Source organism: Lentibacter sp., from assembly GCF_965657785.1.
Classification (GTDB): domain Bacteria; phylum Pseudomonadota; class Alphaproteobacteria; order Rhodobacterales; family Rhodobacteraceae; genus Lentibacter.
Map to the genome: position 1 here is coordinate 1,124 of NZ_CBFHPP010000013.1, position 18,268 is coordinate 19,391.

Genomic DNA, 18,268 nt, shown 5'->3' on the forward strand with positions numbered 1-18,268 from the left:
TCAATAAAGACCACGCCGAAGCCATCGCCGCAGGCGAGATCGAGGCCAAGGCTGGCTCCTCGGTTGAGTTTATCTTCAAGGCCTCAGGCATCGAGCAGCGCCACGTCATGGACAAAAAAGGCGTGCTCGACCCCGCCATCATGCACCCCGTCTTGCGCGAGCGCCTTGATGAAGAGCCGGGCATCATGGCCGAAATGGCGCTGGAAGCCTGCCAAAAAGCCCTCGCCCAAGCGGGCGTCGCGGCCAGCGAAGTTGATCTTGTCATCTGCGCCGCCTCCAATCACGAGCGCGCCTACCCTGCCATAGCTGTCGAAATCCAGAAGCTCCTCGGCGCAGGCGGCTTTGCCTTTGATATGAATGTCGCCTGCTCCTCGGCCACTTTCGGCATTCAAGCGGCGTCTGATATGATCCGCGCAGGCTCTGCCAAGAAAGCCCTCGTGGTCAATCCCGAGATCTGCTCGGGGCATCTCGAATGGCGCGACCGCGACTGCCACTTCATCTTTGGCGATGTCTGCACAGCCACCCTGATCGAGCGCGAAGCCGAAGCCGCGAAGCCGCTCTTCAAAATCCGCTCCACACGCTGCGCCACCGAGTTTTCCAACAATATCCGCAACAACAACGGCTTTTTGCGCCGCACCCGCACCTCAGAGCAGGACCTTGAGGACCGCCGTGATATGCAGTTCATGCAAGAGGGGCGCAAGGTTTTCAAAGAAGTCGTGCCCATGGTCTCAGACCATATCCTCGCCCATCTGGACGCCGAAAACATCACCCCAGCGGCGCTCAAGCGGATGTGGCTGCATCAGGCCAACAAGAGCATGAACGATTTTGTCGGCCGCAAGGTCCTTGGCCGCGTGCCAGAGCCTGAAGAACAGCCCAATATCCTGCAAGACTATGCCAATACCTCTTCCGCAGGCAGCATCATCGCCTTCTCAAAGCACCAGTCAGGCCTCGCGCGCGGCGACATCGGCGTGATCTGCTCCTTCGGCGCGGGCTACTCGGTTGGCTCGGTCCTGCTCGAACGCCTTTAACCCTTTTTCTTTCTATAAATATCCCGGGGGGTCCGGGGGGCTGGCCCCCCGGCTTAGCCTGTGGTCCGGGGGGCTGGCCCCCCGGCTTAGCCTGTGGTCCGGGGGGCTGGCCCCCCGCTGTCCTGCGGTCTGGCGGCTGGCCTCTAGACGTCGCCCACGGCCTCGCGCCAATGGCGACGGCAAAGGCTCACATAAGTCTCGTTGCCGCCCACCAGAATCTGTGCCCCGTCCATCAGCGGCGTGCCGTCTGGCCCGTTGCGCACAACCATGGTGGCCTTGCGCCCGCAATGACAGATCGTGCGCACTTCGCGCATCTCGTCGGCCCAAGCCAGCAGGGCCGCCGAACTCGGGAAAAGCTCACCCCGAAAATCAACCCGCAGCCCATAGCACATCACAGGAATGTGAAGGTCATCCACCGCCCGCGCCAGCTGCCAGACCTGCTTTTTCTCCATAAAATGCGCTTCATCAATAAACACACAGGCCACAGGCCCTTGTTCCAGACGTGATTTGATCTTCCCATAGAGATCATCGCCCTGAGAAAACGTATCCGCATCCGCGCCGATTCCGATTCGGCTTGCGATCCGCCCCTTGCCCGCACGCTCGTCAAACGCCGCCAGCATAAGATAAGGCACCATCCCGCGCTCGCGATAGTTATGCGCCGCCTGCAACAGCACAGCAGATTTTCCTGCATTCATGGTCGAGTAATTGAAATAAAGCTTAGCCATGAGGTGTTTTAGCTCCAAACCACAGCTTTTCAAGCCGATTGGCGCGAAAAACAAGCCCTCTCCCCGCTTTAGGACGGCCCATAAAAAACCCTGCTGTCTGAGCAAACAGACAACAGGGCGCACTCGTTACGTGCTGGGGCCGCGCGGCTTATCCGTGCAGACAGGCCACTGGGGATGGAGCATACACGCACCACGCGACCCCGAGGGCTTCAGCAAGACGCATACAAGTCTTGCGCAAAGCCCCTACGCTTGGCGACTATACCATACGTCGCCCACTCACTAACACCTGAAAACCGCAGGTTAATACACCATGACATTTACCAACAAACCGTTTAATGGGAAACCCATTGTTCAATTCCCCTATGATTGGTCTACAGGGGAAAAGTTGGGAAAGAGTTAATGACAGGCGTTGGCAGCTACTTAAAAAAGCACACAGAAGCTCTGGTAAAAGATGTCGGCATAGAGCCCGCCTGCACCCTGACAGGCAAGTCCAAGGCCACTTTGGGCCGTTATTATTCAGACAATGACGAACACGCAGACCGCTTCATGCCGATTGACGCCGTGGCCGCTCTTGAAGAGGCCGCAAGCTTTCCTCACGTCACCTCGGCCTTGGCCGATCTCAAGGGAATCACCCTCTCCTACGACGATCGCCGCCGCAACACTGAAGACAAAGGCGGCATCAACGCCGATGTCATCGCGCTCAGCCAGCGCTTTGCCATGCTCATGGCCGAATACCAGCAATCCATTCAAGACGGGGTGATCACGGTCAACGAGGCCAAACGCCTGCTCAAAGAAACAACCGCCTTGCAGCAGGTTCTGATCGAGATGAAGCTTCATCTGGAAGACGGCCCGCTCTAAGCCGCGCTACCCCGTGATGCCCTCCCCATGCTCGCGCAACAGCCCGGCGAGGGCAGGGTGGGCAAATTTGCGAGGCGTGCTGACCGCATAGAAGGTCTCGACAATTCCAAGCTCGTAGGGCGCCGTGGTGACAGTGCCAGCCGCAATCTCGTCTGCCAGCACAACAGCAGGGGCGACCGCCACACCAACGCCTTCGCGCGCAAGCAGACGCACCATCGCCATATCATCCACATAAGCCGCGATGCGCGGCTCGATCTCCAGCCGCGCCACAAGCCCCTCAAAACCCGTGCGGATGGTCTTCTCCTGCGGCAAAATCAACGGCTCACAGCGCAACAGCGCTTTCAGGCTCTGATGGCCAAGCCGCTTGGCCACCCCGTGTAGCCCCACAGGCTGTTGCGCAATACGCTGGCTTGCAAAGAGGGCAGCGCCCTCATTCTTGGGCACCTCCGTGCTCAACACCACATCCAGAGAGAGCGCCTCAAGCTCGCTCAACAGGCCGCTCATATTGCCGGATTTAAGGTCAATGCCCCACTGCCCCTTCTCCAGAAGCGGGCGCAAGAACTGAAGCTGGAAATTGCGCGACAAGGTCGAGAGCGCCCCAACCCGCAGCGGCAGGCTGGCCTGTGATCGCTGCGCCAGACGCGCGACAAGCTCCTCCCCCGCCCCGAATATCTGCTCGGCATGATCGAGCGCAATCCGCCCCACCTCGGTCAGCACAAGCCCCCGCCCGATCCGCTCAAACAGCGCATGACCCAGCCGCTCCTCAAGCTGCTTGATCTGGATCGACAACGCCGGTTGCGACAGGTTGAGCCGCGCAGCCGCACGCCCCAAATGCCCCTCGCGCGCAACCTCGCGAAAATAGCGCAAATGATGATAGTTCAACTGGCTCATTCTTTTACTAAATATATCAAATTCTGATAAAAGATATATTTTTATTAGCAAATTGGCCCCGCTATCACACAGGCAGTCAAAAAAAGGGACACCAAATGGACAGCCTTCTCACCATCGCAAGCACCCTCGCAGATCAGCTGCAAAAGCCCACACTCGCCTTTCTCATCGGCGGTATGCTCCTCGCCGCGCTGGGCAGCCGCTTTGCAATCCCCGAGCCGGTTTACAAATTTATCGTGATCCTCTTGTTGCTCAAGGTCGGTCTCGGCGCGGGTATGTCGGTGCGCGACGCCAATCTGACAGAGCTTCTCATACCCGCCCTCGGCGCTGCCGCTGTCGGTGTGGCTATTGTCTTGCTCGGAACGCTCACCCTCGCCAAATGGCGCGGCGTGTCAGAGGTTGATGCTCTCGCCACAGCAGGGCTGTTCGGCGCCGTCTCCGCCTCCACACTCGCCGCAGGTATGACCGTGCTTGATGACAGCGGGATCTACTATGAAGGCTTCATCGGTGCGCTCTACCCCTTCATGGACATCGCCGCTCTTGTCACGGCGATTGTGCTGGCCAAGCTCTCTCTGGCGCGCAGAGCCGCCAGCACAGCCAATAGCACAACCGCCAGCGGCGGCACCCTGGCCCTCGGTGGCGGCGGCAGGGGCCCGAGCCTTGCCCCCCGGAGCGATGCTGCACAGGGCATGGTCAAAGCCATAGCGCTCGATACGTTTCGCAGCCCCGCCATCTCGGCCCTTCTCGTCGGCCTCGCCATTGGCACGTTTGCCCAGCCCGACAGCGTTTACACTAGCTTTTATGAACCGCTCTTTCGGGGCCTGCTGTCGATCCTCATGCTGATCATGGGCATGGAGGCTTGGGCGCGCCTCTCCGAGTTAAGGCGCGTCGCCCACGCCTATATCCTCTACGGGCTGACCGCCCCGCTCCTCCATGGCCTGCTCGGCTTTGGCGTCGGTCTCGCCGCCCACGCGCTGACAGGCTTCTCCGCAGGCGGGGTTGTTCTGCTCGCGGTTATGGCCGCCTCCAGCTCTGACATCTCGGGGCCGCCCACCCTGCGCGCCTCCCTGCCCGAGGCCAACGCTTCGGCCTATGTCGGAACCTCAACAGGCCTCGGAACGCCGGTCGCCATACTGAGCATCCCGCTCTTCATGGCCCTCGCCGAGATCATAATCGGCACATAGGGTCGCGGGCCTCACCACGCGGTCAAGCGGGGCGGGGGCGGAGGCAAGAACGGGGCCCTAGCGCCCCTCCGCCACCGCCCCATAGCCGCGACGGGTGTGCAAAAGCGGCGTTGCATCCGGCCCCAAAATCACCTGCTGTACAGCCCCGAACAAAACATGATGCGTGCCCACAAGGCTCTGCTCGCTCAAGCGGCAATCATAGCTCGCCAGCCCGTCTTCAAGCCGCAAAACACCATTGCGAGACCGCGCCCAACGCCCTTCGGCAAAGCGGTCCTCGCCCTGCCCGCTGCGCCCTGCAAAACGCTCCGACAGGCTCTCATGGGCCGCACTCAAAACATTGACGCAAAACACACCATTGGCGCGGATCAGCTGCGCAGTGCTGCTCTCATGATGCAAACAAATGAGCAAGCGTGGCTCCGCCACATCCGCAGACACGCTGGAAAACGCCGTCACTGTGGCGCCACCGCACCCCGCAACACCATCCGTCGTCACGATATACACAGAATTCGCAGAACGGCTCATCGCCTCCAGAAAATCCCCGCGCAAATCGCCCGTTGCCTCAATGCTCATAGCGCCTGTCCTGCCTGCTCCATTTTTCGCCTTCGCTCTGCCACGCCCTCGGCAAGGTTACAACCCATGCAACCCTCTCAAGAACAGCCAAACACCTCCCAACCCATAGCCCCTGCTCGCCTTTTTCTTTCCAAAAATATCCCGGGGGGTCTGGGGGGCTGGCCCCCCAGCTAGGTTGCGGTCTGGGGTCTGTCCCCATCTTGCCCCTCGCTGTGGGTCGGATTTCGCACAAGCGAAATTCGATCCCTAGCCCGCAAACGCCACAAACTTGGAAAACGGCATCTCCCTCAGCCGCACACCCGTCGCCGCATAAATCGCGCCCGCCAGCGCAGGGGCCGCAGGCGGCACAGGCGGCTCGCCCACGCCCCTTACGGCCGCGCCGTTCTCCAGCCCACGCACCACAATCTCGGGACATTGGCTGATCCGCATCCCCTCAAAGCTGTCAAAATTGAGCTGCTCGGCCACCCCGCCCTCATAGGTGATCTCGCAATTCATCGCATGGCCCAGCGCCCAGACAACGCCGCCTTGCACCTGATTTTCAAAACTCACAGGGTCCAGCACACGGCCAACTTCAGCCGCCACATAGACCTTGTCGATCCTGAGCCCCGCGTCCGTATCCGTTACGTCCACCACTTCAGCACAATGCACCCCGAAAGAGCGCGTCATCGCAATGCCCCGCCCCCGCCGCGGCCCCAGACTGGCCCCGCTCCAGCCCGACATCTCGCCAACGGCCTCAAGCACTTTCTGCGCCAACGGGTCGCGCGCAAGCCGCAGCCGCTCTTCCAGCGGGTCAGCCCCCGCTGCCTCGATCAGCTCATCCAGTCCGAGGTTATAGAAAAACCCGTTGGTTGAAGCCCCCACAGAGCGCCACGAACTGATCGGCGCCAGCGGCGCGGCGCGATACCCCGTGACCCGATGATGCGGGATCGCAAAGGGCTGCTCAAACGCCCCGGCCACAATCTGGCTGTCCGGCCCGGGAACACTCAGCCCCTGCCGCCCCATCTGGCTCACAATCACGCTGGGCATGGCAATCGCAAGGTCATACGCCTCCACGCGCCCGTCCTTCACCGTGCCGCGCATCTTTGCCGCCGCAATCTGGCGGGTATAGTCATGCGCCATATCGGTCTCTCGGCTATACGTAAGTTTCACAGGCACGCCGCGCATCTTTACAGCGACTTCTGCCGCCTGCCGCACAACATCATCCTCAAGACGGTGGCCAAAACTGCCTCCCATCATCAAGACGTGCACATGAACGGCCTCCGCCTCAACCCCGGCAATCTTGGCCACAGAGGCCTGCAAAAATCGGGGGATCTGCGTCCCCGTCCAGACATCCACACGCCCCTCGCCCACCAGAACAGTCGCGTTCACAGGCTCAAGCGGTGCGTGCGCCAAATAGGGTGCGCGATACGCCGCACTCACAGCCACGCCCTCCTCCAGAGCCGCCTCCACATCGCCGTCGTCGCGCACACGGCTGTCTTGCTGGCTGGGCACAAATGCGGCCTCAAGCGCCGCCCAATGGTCGGCCATGCTTTGTGGCATCTCGGGCGCACTCCATTCGGCCTCAATGGCCTCCGCCGCCTGAAACGCCCGCCACGTGTTGTCTGCCACAACAGCCACACCGCCGCTCACAGGATAAACCCCGAGCACCCCGCGCATCGCAAGTGCCGCAGTTGCATCATAGCCCACAAGCCCACCGCCCTGCGCAGGTGCAAGCGTCACAGCCGCATGGACCATACCCTCGATCTCAAAGTCGATCCCGTAGGCCTGCGTGCCTGTGGACTTGGCAAGCATATCCACCCGCTGCATCGGCTTGCCAAGATACCGCCACGCACTCGGATCGCGCAGCGCCACATCCTGCACAGGCTCCATGCCTGCAACAGCCTCGGCCAGCGCTTCATAGCGGATCCTGCGCCCATCGGGCGCAATCACTTGCCCCGCCTCGGTGCGCAAATCGCCCACAGCCACACCGAGTTGCGCCGCCGCCGCAAGCTTCAGCGTCTCCCGCGCACTCGCCCCCGCCGCGCGCAGCTTCACAAATCCGTCCGGCACAGTGGTTGACCCGCCGGTAATCTGCACCCCTGCAAATTTCATCACAGAGCCGAGAACACCCGTCAAAGCCTCGCGCATAAAGCCGTCTTCAGGCGCGCTGAACTCGGCGGCCTCAGGCGCAAGGGCCGTATTCCAATAGGCCCGATCCGGTGGGCCCGGGTCGATCGCCACAGCCTCCAGCGCCACATCCAGCTCCTCGGCAATCAAAGCCGCCTGCACATGATAGGCGCCCTGCCCCTTGTCCGCGCGCGGGGTGATCAGCGTCACACCATTGCCGTCAATCTTCACATAGGGCGTCAGCGCCGCCTCCCCCGCGCCCAGCCCGTCAAGAAGCGGGTTTGCGTAAGGCGTTTTGGCGCGCCAGACCCCAAACGCCACACCGCCAGCAAGCGCCGCAGACCCGATGAGAAAAGAGCGCCGCGCAATCGTTTTGACCTTGCCCATATCTCAGCCCTCCGCCAGCGTCTTGGCCGCTGTCTTCACAGCCGCCCTGATCCGTGGATAGGTGCCACAGCGACAGAGGTTCCCGCGCATCGCCGCATCGATCTCGCCATCACTCGGCGCCGCGACCTCGGCCAGCAAAGCCGCCGCCTGCATCATCTGCCCGCCCTGACAATAGCCACATTGCGCCACCTGATGCGCCGCCCAAGCCGCCTGCACCGCGTGCATCGCCTCAGGGCGACCCAGCCCGTTGATCGTCGTCACTTCGCCCCAAACATCCTCAGCAGCCACCTGACAAGAGCGTACGGCTTCCCCATCAATATGCACAGTGCAAGCGCCACAGGCCGCAATACCACAGCCGTATTTCACACCCTTTATGTTGAGCGCATCGCGCAAAACCCAAAGAAGCGGCATCTCGCCCTCAACATCGAGATCATGCGTCGTTCCATCCACCGTCAGTTGCATATCCGTCTCCTTGCGCACATCACTTTTGTCTTATTACGTCAGATCCCTCGCAAAAGGTCAAAACAACACAGCCCTACCGTGGCGTCAAACGCCGCCCCGTCTTCCTCTTTCCAGAAATATCCCGGGGGGTCTGGGGGGCTGGCCCCCCAGCTAGGTTGCGGTCTGGGGGGCCAGCCCCCCAGCTTAACTGCGGCCTTGGGCGCTGCCCCCCAGCTCACTCCCCCAAGACGGTCGGATTTGCGAAGCAAAATTCGAAAAGAAAGCCCTTACTCCGCAATCTCTTTCATCACCGCCAGAAACTGGCTCACATCCTGTCGCGAATTATAGTGACACAAAGACACCCGCACACAGCCCTCAAGCCCAAGCGGCGTCAGAATATTGCCCGAGTAATGATCCGCCTTGCGCAAATGCGTGCGGATCCCCGCCGCATTCAACCGCTCGACAACCTCAACAGACGGCACGCCCTCGACCACAAGCGAAACAAGCCCCTCGCGCGCGTCGTTGTCCGCCCCGCCAAGGATCGTCACACGCTCCATTTCGCGCAGCCCCGCAAGGTTGCCAACCCCGTCAATCATCGCATCCGTGAGCGCTTTTTCCTGCGCATGGATCGCCTCCCCCGCCGCAATGATCCGCGCGCGGCGGTCACTTTCGCCCGAGACTTCCCCCCCAAGCCACTCCAGATACCCGCAAACATCGCTCAAAGTCGCATAAGCCCCCGTGTCGCGCGTGCCCATCTCCCAGTTGAGCGCCGGCCCGCCATCGAGCGCATTATGCGCCACACTTTCCAGCGCCTCCGACATCCAAGCAAGCCCGAAGCCATGACGGGAAAACATCTTGTAAGGGCTGATCACATAGCCATCAACATCATAAGCCGCCAGATCAATCGCACCATGCGCCGCGTGCTGGATCCCATCCACAATGATCAGACAGTCGGGCGCCTTGGCCCGAATGGCGCGGCTCACAGCGCCCACATCCACCCCCATTCCCGTCACAGGCGAGGTGTGCACTATCGTCGCCACAACCGTGTCCTCCGTCACAGCCTCGGCGTAAGCGGCCGCTTCAATCGTGCCGCGCCCGTCGTCATGGGCGATCACAACATGATGCAGCTCTGCCTCTCCCGCCCAGCGCGCCGCCGCCGAGCGGCTCGCCGGATGCTCCAGAGACGAGCTCAGAACCTGCCCCTGCCCCTTACGCGCCAGACAAGCGTTCATAATGAGACGAAACAAAAGCTCCGTGCCGCTCTCGCCCACAAAAAACTGCCCGCCCTCAGGCGCATTCATCATCAAGGCCATATCCGCCTTGGCGCGGTCAATAATCTCGACAAGCGCACGGCTCGCCCCGTTGGCGCGGCCTTGGTTGTCAGGAATAGCGGCAAACTTCGCGCTGGTCTCAACCACAGAGTTAAGCGTCAATGCCCCCCCCGCGTTCTCAAAGAAGACCCGACGCCCCTCAAAAGGACAGCTGTCCACATGCGCAAACCGCCCGCGCACCTGCTCCATCACCCCGTCTGAAAAACCGTTCTGCATCATTTGCTCCCTTGCTTGCCCACATCCTGCTCCAAACGCCGCAGATTGAATTTGCCCTTTGCGTCACAAAACAGCGCCGCAACGCCGCTTTCAAGCCAAAAGAAAAGCCCCCCGCGTTTCCGCGAGGGGCCAATCCGTAGGGTGGGTGCTAACCCACCATGCGCAATCTCAAAGGTTCGGATACAGCGGGAAACCCTTGAGCATCTCGGCCACTTCGCCGCGCACTTTGGCTTCCACAGCCTCGTTACCCTCTGGCCCGTTGGCGGCCAGCCCGTCGACCACTTCGACGATCCAATCGGCAATCTGGCGGAACTCGGCTTCCTTAAAGCCGCGTGTCGTGCCCGCAGGCGTGCCAAGACGGATCCCCGATGTCACCATCGGCTTTTCCGGGTCAAACGGGATCCCGTTCTTGTTTGTGGTGATATGCGCACGCCCAAGAGCGGCGTCGGTGATATTGCCGGTGACTTTCTTGGGCCGCAGATCCACAAGCATCACATGGGTGTCGGTGCCCCCCGTGACAATATCCAACCCGCCTTTGATCAGCTGGTCTGACAGAGCCACCGCATTGGCGCGCACCTGCTTCATGTAGTCTTTAAATTCGGGGCGCAGCGCTTCGCCAAAGGCCACAGCCTTGGCTGCAATCACGTGCATCAGCGGGCCGCCCTGAATGCCAGGGAAGATCGCCGAATTGAACTTCTTGGCCAAAGCCTCGTCATTGGTCAGGATCATGCCGCCGCGCGGGCCACGCAGGGTTTTATGCGTGGTGGTTGTCGCAACATGGGCATGAGGGAAAGGCGACGGATGCTCGCCTGCCGCCACAAGGCCCGCAAAATGCGCCATGTCCACATGAAGATATGCGCCCACAGAATCGGCAATCTCGCGAAAGCGGGCAAAGTCGATGACCCGTGGCACAGCCGAACCGCCCGCAATGATCAGCTTGGGCTGATGCTCTTTCGCCAGCGCCGCAACCTGATCATAATCAATCAGATTGTCACTCTCGCGCACACCATAGTGAACAGCGTTAAACCACTTGCCCGACTGGTTCGGCTTGGCACCGTGTGTCAGGTGGCCGCCCGAGGCAAGGTCCATGCCCAAAATCGTATCACCAGGCTGCAACAGCGCCGTGAAAACACCTTGGTTGGCCTGCGAGCCCGAGTTCGGCTGAACGTTGGCAAAGCCACAGTCAAAGAGCTTGCAAGCGCGCTCGATGGCAAGCTCTTCGGCCACATCCACATACTGACAGCCGCCATAATAGCGACGGCCCGGATAGCCTTCGGCGTATTTGTTGGTCAGAACAGTGCCCTGCGCTTCCATCACGGCAGCCGAGACAATATTCTCGGACGCGATCAGCTCGATCTCGTCGCGCTGGCGGCCCAGTTCGCTTTCGACTGCGCCCCAAAGCTCAGGGTCGCGCGAGGCCAGCGCCTCGGTGAAGAAACCTTTATCAGACATGGTGCTTCCTTATGAAATGACTTCCGATTCCAGCGTTTCCTATTGGAAACTTTTGCGAAAAGGAACACCAATTGCGACCAATCCCAACACCAGCGCGCCAAAAGCGGCCCCCTGCGGTGGACAAGCCGTTTTTATAGGCTAATCTTGCCGCCTATAGGAAACGAGGACGCGCCCATTATGGCCCTGAAAATTGCCTTCACCGCCTCAGAGGCGCCCTTGGCCCAAACGGCGCGCGCCGCCCTGATCAGCCGCTATGGTGAGACGCCCGAGGCCGACGCCGATATCATAGTGGCGCTCGGCGGCGACGGCTTCATGCTCCAGACCCTGCACAGAACACAAGCGCTCCCCGCCCCCGTCTACGGGATGAACCGTGGCACCGTCGGCTTTTTGATGAATGAATATAACGAAGCCGAGCTGATGGCGCGCCTTGAAGCCGCCGAAGAAACTACAATCAACCCGCTCGCCATGCGCGCCACCTGCACAGACGGAACAGTGCACGAAGCACTGGCGATCAACGAAGTCTCCGTGCTGCGAATGGGCCCACAAGCCGCAAAGCTGAAAATCACCGTGGATGGCCGCCTGCGCATGGAAGAGCTCGTCTGTGACGGCGCGCTCGTCGCCACGCCCGCAGGCTCCACAGCCTACAACTACTCCGCCCATGGCCCGATCCTGCCGATCGGTTCGGATGTGCTCGCCCTCACAGCCATCGCGCCGTTTCGCCCCCGCCGCTGGCGCGGCGCGCTGCTGCCCAAGACCGCCATGGTCACAATAGAAGTCACAGAGCCTGAAAAGCGCCCCGTCATGGCCGACGCCGACAGCAACTCGTTTCTCAATGTCGCGCAGGTCCAGATCCGCTCCCAGCCCGACATCACCCACCACATTCTGTTTGATCCAGAGCACGGCCTCGAAGAGCGCCTGATCCGCGAGCAATTCGTCTAAATCAACACATCATCGAGCCGCGCCCGCCCCGAAGGCCGCCCGCACGCCGCCGCTGGGCCGCTTACGCTTTCTTGTCGCGCGCCGCTTTTTCCTCACGGGTCAGCTTGTTGTTCCACTGGTTGTTGCTCAGGCCAAGCTCGGGGTTCGCAGGCTTGGTCTTGCCCACCTTCACTTCGCCGCCCTTGTTCAGAAATTCCTGAATAAGCGCATCATCCGTGGTTTCTTTTGGAACGTGTTTCATAAAATCAAGCCTAGGCCGCCCCGCGCCCTATTGCAACAGCAGAGCCGCCTTTCGCTTTGTCCGCCCGCTCTTTCTTTTTGCGCCAAATATCCTCCCCGAAGGGCCGGCCCGCCACAGACGCTCAGCTGTCTTGCAAAAGCGCCCGTGCCACATCCTCGCGAATCTCCATCCGCTCGATCATCAGCTTGGCAATCCGCTCGATATCCGCGCCCTTGGCCCCTGCCACAATCGCCAGATTGCGCGCATGAAGCCCCATATGCCCGCGCTGGATTCCCTCACCCGCCAAAGCGCGCAGCGCCGAAAAGTTCTGGATCAGCCCGACAGACGCCATAACCCGCGCCAGCCGCCCCCCCTGCGTGATCGCCATGATCTTGAGCGCTTTTTGCGCCGTCGGGTGGGCGCGCGTCGCCCCGCCGACAATGCCGACAGCCATAGGCAGCTCGATCTCGCCCCAGAGGTCGCCCGCCTCGGTCACACCATAGCGGCTCAAAGGCCCATAGCCGCCCGCCTTGCCCTTGGTTGCCGCAAAGGCGTGCGCCCCCGCCTCCAGCGCGCGGGTGTCATTGCCCGTCGCCAGCGCCACAGCCGAAATCCCGTTCATAATGCCCTTGTTGTGCGTCGCCGCGCGGTAAGGGTCATGCGCCGCAAATTCATAGGCCGAGACAATCCCGCGGACCATCTCCGCGCCAATCACGTCGGCCCGCCACACAGCCCTCGCGCGCACAAGCCGGCGGTCGGCCAGATTGCTCAAAATGCGCAGGCCCACTTTGCCGCCCGTCCAGCCCTCCAGCTTGGGCGCCAGCGCCTCGGCCATGGTGTTCACCGCATTCGCCCCCATCGCATCGCGCACATCGACAATCAGATGCACAACAAGAAACGGGCCACAAATGCGCACCTCAAGCGCGCGAAACCCCCCACCAAGCTTCACAAACATCGGATCGCACGCATCACAGAGCTTACCGATCTCGTCCGCGTGGCCTTCAACAACAGCCTTCGCCGTCGCCAAGTCCGCCAGCCCCGTGATCTGCACCTGCGCAATCATGCAGGGGTCATCGGCCTCGGTGACCACACCGCCCGTGTCGCGGCACGCCCGCGCGCCATTGCTCACCGCCGCAACAACAGAGCTTTCCTCCGTCGCCATCGCGACAAGCACATCCGCGCCATCCACCGTCAGGTTCGTCGCCACACCCAGCGGCACAGCCACAGCCCCGATCACATTCTCCGAAAGGTTCTCGGCCAGCTCCGCGAGCGGCCCCGCCTCAAGCGCAAGCTCAGCGGCCTCACGTCCGCTCAAAAGCCCAAGCGCGACAAGCTTTTCAAGCCTCTCCGCGCGGCTCAAATTGTGAAATCCTGCAATCCGTGACGTTGTCATCAAAGCCTCCCAACCCTGTTGCAAGAGAGCTTACCGACACCGCCCCAAAAGAAAAGGCCCGCCTCAAAGGACGGGCCTCGTTCAAGCTCAAATCCGATGCCTACTTCGCAAAGCCAATCCCTTGCAGCGCAACCTTGATCTCGTCCAAAATCACGGGGTCATCAATCGTCGCCGGCATCTTGAACTCTTTGCCATCAGCAATCGACACCATCGTGCCCCGCAAAATCTTGCCGCTTCGTGTCTTTGGCAAACGCTCGACAACACAAGCCAGCTTGAACGCCGCCACAGGCCCGATCTTCTCGCGCACCAGCGTCACACATTCCTTGACGATCTCCTCATGCGGACGGTTCACCCCATTGGAGAGACAGACAAACCCGACAGGCAACTGCCCCTTCAGCTCGTCGCTCACCCCGATCACAGCGCATTCCGCCACATCAGGGTGCGACGCAAGAACTTCTTCCATGCCCCCCGTGCTCAAACGGTGGCCCGCCACATTGATCACATCATCGGTCCGCGCCATGATATAAAGATAGCCATCCTCATCAATCATCCCCGCATCACCCGTCTCGTAATAGCCAGGGAAGGTGTTGAGATAGCTTTTCTGAAAGCGCGCCTCGGCGTTCCACAGGTTGGGCAGCGTTCCGGGCGGCAGCGGCAGCTTGACGGCAATCGCGCCCAACTCGCCTGCAGGCATCTCATGCCCCGCCTCATCCAGAATATGCACATCATACCCCGGCATCGGCACAGACGGAGAGCCAAGCTTCACAGGCAACATTTCAACGCCAACAGGGTTCGCCGCAATGGCCCAGCCCGTCTCGGTCTGCCACCAATGGTCAATCACAGGCACCTTAAGCTGGTCCTGCGCCCAGACAATCGTATCAGGGTCGGCCCGCTCGCCCGCAAGATAAACCGTCTTCAGACAGCTCAGGTCGTATTTCGCGACAAACTCGCCCTGCGGATCGACGCGTTTCACAGCGCGGAAGGCCGTGGGAGCCGTGAAAAAGCTCTTTACCTTATGCTCGGAAATAACCCGCCAGAATGTCCCCGCATCAGGCGTGCCCACGGGCTTGCCCTCAAAGACAATCGTCGTGTTGCCGTGTATGAGCGGCGCATAAGCAATATAACTATGCCCCACAACCCAGCCCACATCCGACGCCGCCCAAAAGACATCGCCAGGGTCGACGTTGTAAATATTCTTCATACTCCAGTTGAGCGCAACCATATGGCCCGCCGTGTGGCGGATCACGCCCTTGGGCGCGCCCGTCGTGCCCGAGGTATACAAGATATAAGCTGGGTGGTTGCCCTCCACAGGCACACATTCGGCAGGCTCAACGCCATATTGAAACCCGTGCCAGTTAAAGTCACGCCCCTCTTTCAGCTCTGCAACCTCTTGTTCGCGCTGAAAAATAACGGTGAACTCAGGCTTATGCTCGGCCATGTCGATGGCCCCGTCCAGAAGCGGCTTATAATGCACAACGCGCCCCGGCTCGAGGCCACAGGAGGCCGCGATAATGGCCTTGGGCTTGGCGTCATCAATCCGCACGGCAAGCTCGCTCGCCGCAAAGCCGCCAAACACCACAGAGTGCACCGCGCCCAGCCGCGCGCAGGCAAGCATCGCCTCCAGCGCTTCAGGCACCATCGGCATATAGATAATGACGCGGTCGCCCTTCTCGATCCCCTTGGCGCGCAGTGCGCCCGCCAGTGTCGCGACGCGGTTGCGCAGCTCGACATAGGAAATCTCGCGCTTGGTCTGGGTGATCGGGCTGTCATAAATAATGGCCGTCTGCTCGCCGCGCCCGGCCTCCACATGGCGGTCCACCGCGTTGTAGCAGGTGTTGCACTTGGCGTCGGCAAACCACTCATAGAGGTTATCGCCCTTGTCAAACAGCGCCTTTGAGGGCGCCACGTCCCAGTCAATCGCCTCAGCCGCCGTCATCCAGAAGGCTTCGGGGTCGGCCTTCCAGCCCTCATAAAGCGCTTTATAGCCCGCAGTCTTACCCATAGTGTTCTCCTCCACTTTGACAAAAGAGGTAAAGGCCCGCCCGACCTCTAGGCAAGCAAGGAGTCACGTGGCGCGGCAGTTTGGCGCAAATATTTTGCAATTCCACCTGCAAATTTTTGCAAACACGTGGGTTAAGCCTAATCTTTGCAGGCAATATTGCCTCATTTGCAAACTTGCGAAGCCCCGCCTGAATACTCAGCCGTAGCTTTTCACAGGCGTCCCCGCAATCGCCGCCATATTGAGCAGGCCCCGCGCCGTGATCCCCGGGCTGACAACATGGGCACGGTTGCCCATCCCCATCAGGATCGGGCCAACTTCCAGACCGCCCGCCTTCATCTTGAGAATATTGCGCGCCGCCGAGGCCGCATCGGCATGACCAAAGATCAGCACATTCGCCACGCCCTCAAGCCTGCCAGATGGAAGCAAACGCTCGCGCAGCTCAGGGTCAAGCGCCGCATCGACATTCATTTCGCCCTCATACTGAAAGTCCCGTGGGGCGGCGTCCAGTATCTCAATCGCCGCGCGAATCCGCTCGCCCGACCCATGCGGCTGGTTGCCAAACTGACTCTGGCTGCACAGCGCCACTTTCGGCTCAACGCCAAAGCGCTTGGCATGGCGCGCCGCCCCGATCGCCGCCTCGGCGATCTGCTCGGGCGTTGGAAGCGTATGCACGTGCGTATCCGCAATAAACAGCGGCCCGTCTTCCAAGATCATCATCGACAGCGCCCCGTGCGGGCGCAGCCCCTTACCGCCCAAAACCTGCTGCACATAATTGAGATGCCAGCGAAACTCGCCAAATGTCCCGCACAGCAGGCTGTCCGCCTCGCCGCGATGCACCGCAATCGCGCCGATCGCTGTTGTGTTGGTGCGCATGATCGCGCGCGCCAAGTCTGGCGTCACGCCCTTGCGCGCCATGATCTCGTGATAGCTGCCCCAAAAGTCGCGATAGCGCGGGTCGTTCTCGGGGTTGATCAGTTCAAAGTCCGTGCCCGCCTTTGCAGTAATGCCAAAGCGTTCGCAGCGCGCTTCGATCACCTCTGGCCGCCCGATCAGAATGGGCCGCTCCGTTGTCTCTTCCAAAATCGCCTGCGCCGCGCGCAGCACGCGCTCGTCTTCGCCCTCGGCAAAGATAATCCGCCGCGAAGCATGGCTCGCCGCGTCAAACACAGGCCGCATCAACAGCGCCGACTTAAAGACCGACGCATTGAGCCGCTCTTTATAGGCCTCCAGATCGGCCAGAGGCTTGGTCGCTACGCCCGTTTCCATAGCCGCTTTCGCCACAGCCGAGCTGACAACAGCCGAAAGACGCGGATCAAACGGCTTGGGGATCAGGTAGTCCGCGCCAAAGGTCAGCGCCTCGCCCTTATAGGCCGCTGCCGCCTCGGCACTTGTGGTCGCCCGCGCCAGCGCCGCGATCCCGTCGACACAGCCGATCTGCATCGCATCATTGATCTCGCTCGCGCCCACGTCGAGCGCGCCACGGAAGATAAACGGAAAGCACAGCACATTGTTGACTTGGTTGGGATAGTCGGACCGCCCCGTCGCAATCACCGCATCAGGCGCCACAGCGCGCACCTCGTCAGGCATAATCTCGGGGGTCGGGTTCGCCAAAGCAAAGATCACAGGCCGCTGGCTCATCCGCTTCACGTGCTCAGGCTTAAGAACCCCCGGCCCCGACAGGCCCAAAAACAGATCCGCGCCGTCAACAACCTCATCAAGCGTGCGCTTGTCTGTCTTTTGCGCAAACGCCGCCTTCTGCGGGTTCATGTCCTCCTCACGGCCCTCATAAACAAGGCCGTGAATGTCACAGAGCCAGACATTTTCACGCTTCACACCGAGCTTCAAAAGCAGATTCAGGCAGGCAATCCCCGCCGCCCCGCCGCCGGTGCTGACAATCTTGATGTCTTCAAATTTCTTGCCCACCACGTGCAAAGCATTCGTCGCCGCAGCCCCAACAACAATAGCTGTGCCGTGCTGATCGTCATGAAACACAGGGATACCCATCCGCTCACGGCAGATTTTCTCGACAATAAAGCAATCAGGCGCCTTGATGTCCTCAAGGTTGATCGCCCCGAAGGTCGGCTCCAGCGCACAGACAATCTCGGCCAACTTCACAGGGTCGGTCTCGTTCACTTCGATATCAAAACAATCAATCCCAGCGAATTTCTTGAACAAAACAGCCTTGCCCTCCATCACAGGCTTGGAGGCCAGCGCGCCGATATTGCCAAGCCCAAGCACAGCGGTGCCGTTTGTCACCACCGCGACAAGATTGCCCCGCGCCGTATAACGGCTTGCATCCGCAGGGTTTTTGGCAATCTCAAGACAGGCCTCGGCCACGCCGGGCGAGTAAGCGCGCGCAAGGTCGCGCCCGTTTGCCATCGGCTTGGTCGGGCGGATTTCCAGCTTCCCGGGGCGCGGAAATTCATGATAGTTCAGCGCCGCTTCGCGGACTGTTTCATTCTTATCAACCGACATAATATCTCCCTCGGCCCAAAGCCTTTTCAAAAGTAGTTTAACATTAAACTAAT

General features: G+C 60.8%; 15 protein-coding genes. 4 read left to right on the forward strand and 11 right to left on the reverse strand.

Translation table 11 applies throughout. The features are described 5' to 3' along the window. Window positions 1-1,028: beta-ketoacyl-ACP synthase III (locus ACTF58_RS08960; RefSeq protein WP_438991635.1), on the forward strand; the 1,028-nt coding region annotated here is incomplete at its 5' end. A gap of 143 nt (window positions 1,029-1,171) precedes the next feature. On the opposite strand, the gene ACTF58_RS08965 is transcribed toward ACTF58_RS08960, so the two are convergent. Continuing rightward, window positions 1,172-1,753 (reverse strand): thymidine kinase, encoded by a 582-nt coding sequence (locus tag ACTF58_RS08965; RefSeq protein WP_438991636.1) that lies wholly within the window; start codon window positions 1,751-1,753, stop codon window positions 1,172-1,174. A gap of 399 nt (window positions 1,754-2,152) precedes the next feature. On the opposite strand from ACTF58_RS08965, the gene ACTF58_RS08970 reads away from it, so the two are divergent. Beyond that, on the forward strand, window positions 2,153-2,611 hold the full coding sequence (locus ACTF58_RS08970) for a hypothetical protein (RefSeq protein WP_438991637.1): 459 nt from the start codon (window positions 2,153-2,155) through the stop codon (window positions 2,609-2,611). Between the two features lie 6 nt (window positions 2,612-2,617). Here ACTF58_RS08970 and ACTF58_RS08975 read toward each other — a convergent pair whose 3' ends face one another. Next, window positions 2,618-3,502: a LysR family transcriptional regulator gene (locus ACTF58_RS08975; RefSeq protein WP_438991638.1), complete on the reverse strand. Its 885-nt coding sequence runs from the start codon at window positions 3,500-3,502 to the stop codon at window positions 2,618-2,620. A gap of 95 nt (window positions 3,503-3,597) precedes the next feature. On the opposite strand from ACTF58_RS08975, the gene ACTF58_RS08980 reads away from it, so the two are divergent. Continuing rightward, window positions 3,598-4,683 (forward strand): sodium-dependent bicarbonate transport family permease, encoded by a 1,086-nt coding sequence (locus ACTF58_RS08980; protein WP_438991639.1) that lies wholly within the window; start codon window positions 3,598-3,600, stop codon window positions 4,681-4,683. A 57-nt stretch (window positions 4,684-4,740) separates the two neighbouring features. On the opposite strand, the gene ACTF58_RS08985 is transcribed toward ACTF58_RS08980, so the two are convergent. The 5 genes from ACTF58_RS08985 to glyA form a co-directional block, all read right to left on the reverse strand. After that, window positions 4,741-5,253, reverse strand: coding sequence for a flavin reductase family protein (locus ACTF58_RS08985; RefSeq protein ID WP_438991640.1), 513 nt, complete (start codon window positions 5,251-5,253; stop codon window positions 4,741-4,743). A gap of 246 nt (window positions 5,254-5,499) precedes the next feature. After that, the gene (locus tag ACTF58_RS08990) at window positions 5,500-7,746 is read right to left on the reverse strand and encodes a molybdopterin cofactor-binding domain-containing protein (protein WP_438991641.1); all 2,247 of its coding nucleotides are present in this window, start codon (window positions 7,744-7,746) and stop codon (window positions 5,500-5,502) included. A 3-nt stretch (window positions 7,747-7,749) separates the two neighbouring features. After that, a complete protein-coding gene (locus ACTF58_RS08995) occupies window positions 7,750-8,208 on the reverse strand; it encodes a (2Fe-2S)-binding protein (protein ID WP_438991642.1) in 459 nt (152 codons plus the stop codon). Between the two features lie 266 nt (window positions 8,209-8,474). Beyond that, window positions 8,475-9,734 carry an aminotransferase class V-fold PLP-dependent enzyme gene (locus ACTF58_RS09000; protein ID WP_438991643.1) on the reverse strand — a complete coding sequence of 420 codons (1,260 nt, stop codon included), beginning with the start codon at window positions 9,732-9,734 and terminating at the stop codon, window positions 8,475-8,477. Window positions 9,735-9,902: 168 nt separating this feature from the next. Continuing rightward, complete coding sequence (glyA, locus tag ACTF58_RS09005) at window positions 9,903-11,186, reverse strand: serine hydroxymethyltransferase (protein ID WP_438991644.1); 1,284 nt, start codon at window positions 11,184-11,186, stop codon at window positions 9,903-9,905. Between the two features lie 177 nt (window positions 11,187-11,363). Between glyA and ACTF58_RS09010 the strand changes: the two genes are divergently transcribed. Next, the gene (locus ACTF58_RS09010) at window positions 11,364-12,125 is read left to right on the forward strand and encodes an NAD kinase (RefSeq protein ID WP_438991645.1); all 762 of its coding nucleotides are present in this window, start codon (window positions 11,364-11,366) and stop codon (window positions 12,123-12,125) included. Between the two features lie 61 nt (window positions 12,126-12,186). Here the strand turns inward: ACTF58_RS09010 and ACTF58_RS09015 are convergent, their stop codons facing one another. From ACTF58_RS09015 to ACTF58_RS09030, 4 genes are all read right to left on the reverse strand, one after another. Further along, entirely contained in the window at window positions 12,187-12,366 is a 180-nt protein-coding gene (locus ACTF58_RS09015) for a hypothetical protein (protein WP_438991646.1), read from the reverse strand. A gap of 121 nt (window positions 12,367-12,487) precedes the next feature. Continuing rightward, on the reverse strand, window positions 12,488-13,738 hold the full coding sequence (locus ACTF58_RS09020) for a hydroxymethylglutaryl-CoA reductase, degradative (RefSeq protein WP_438991647.1): 1,251 nt from the start codon (window positions 13,736-13,738) through the stop codon (window positions 12,488-12,490). A gap of 100 nt (window positions 13,739-13,838) precedes the next feature. Further along, entirely contained in the window at window positions 13,839-15,740 is a 1,902-nt protein-coding gene (gene prpE, locus ACTF58_RS09025; RefSeq protein WP_438991648.1) for a propionate-CoA ligase PrpE, read from the reverse strand. Window positions 15,741-15,935: 195 nt separating this feature from the next. Beyond that, on the reverse strand, window positions 15,936-18,215 hold the full coding sequence (locus ACTF58_RS09030) for an NADP-dependent malic enzyme (RefSeq protein WP_438991649.1): 2,280 nt from the start codon (window positions 18,213-18,215) through the stop codon (window positions 15,936-15,938). Between the last annotated feature and the right edge of the window lie 53 nt (window positions 18,216-18,268).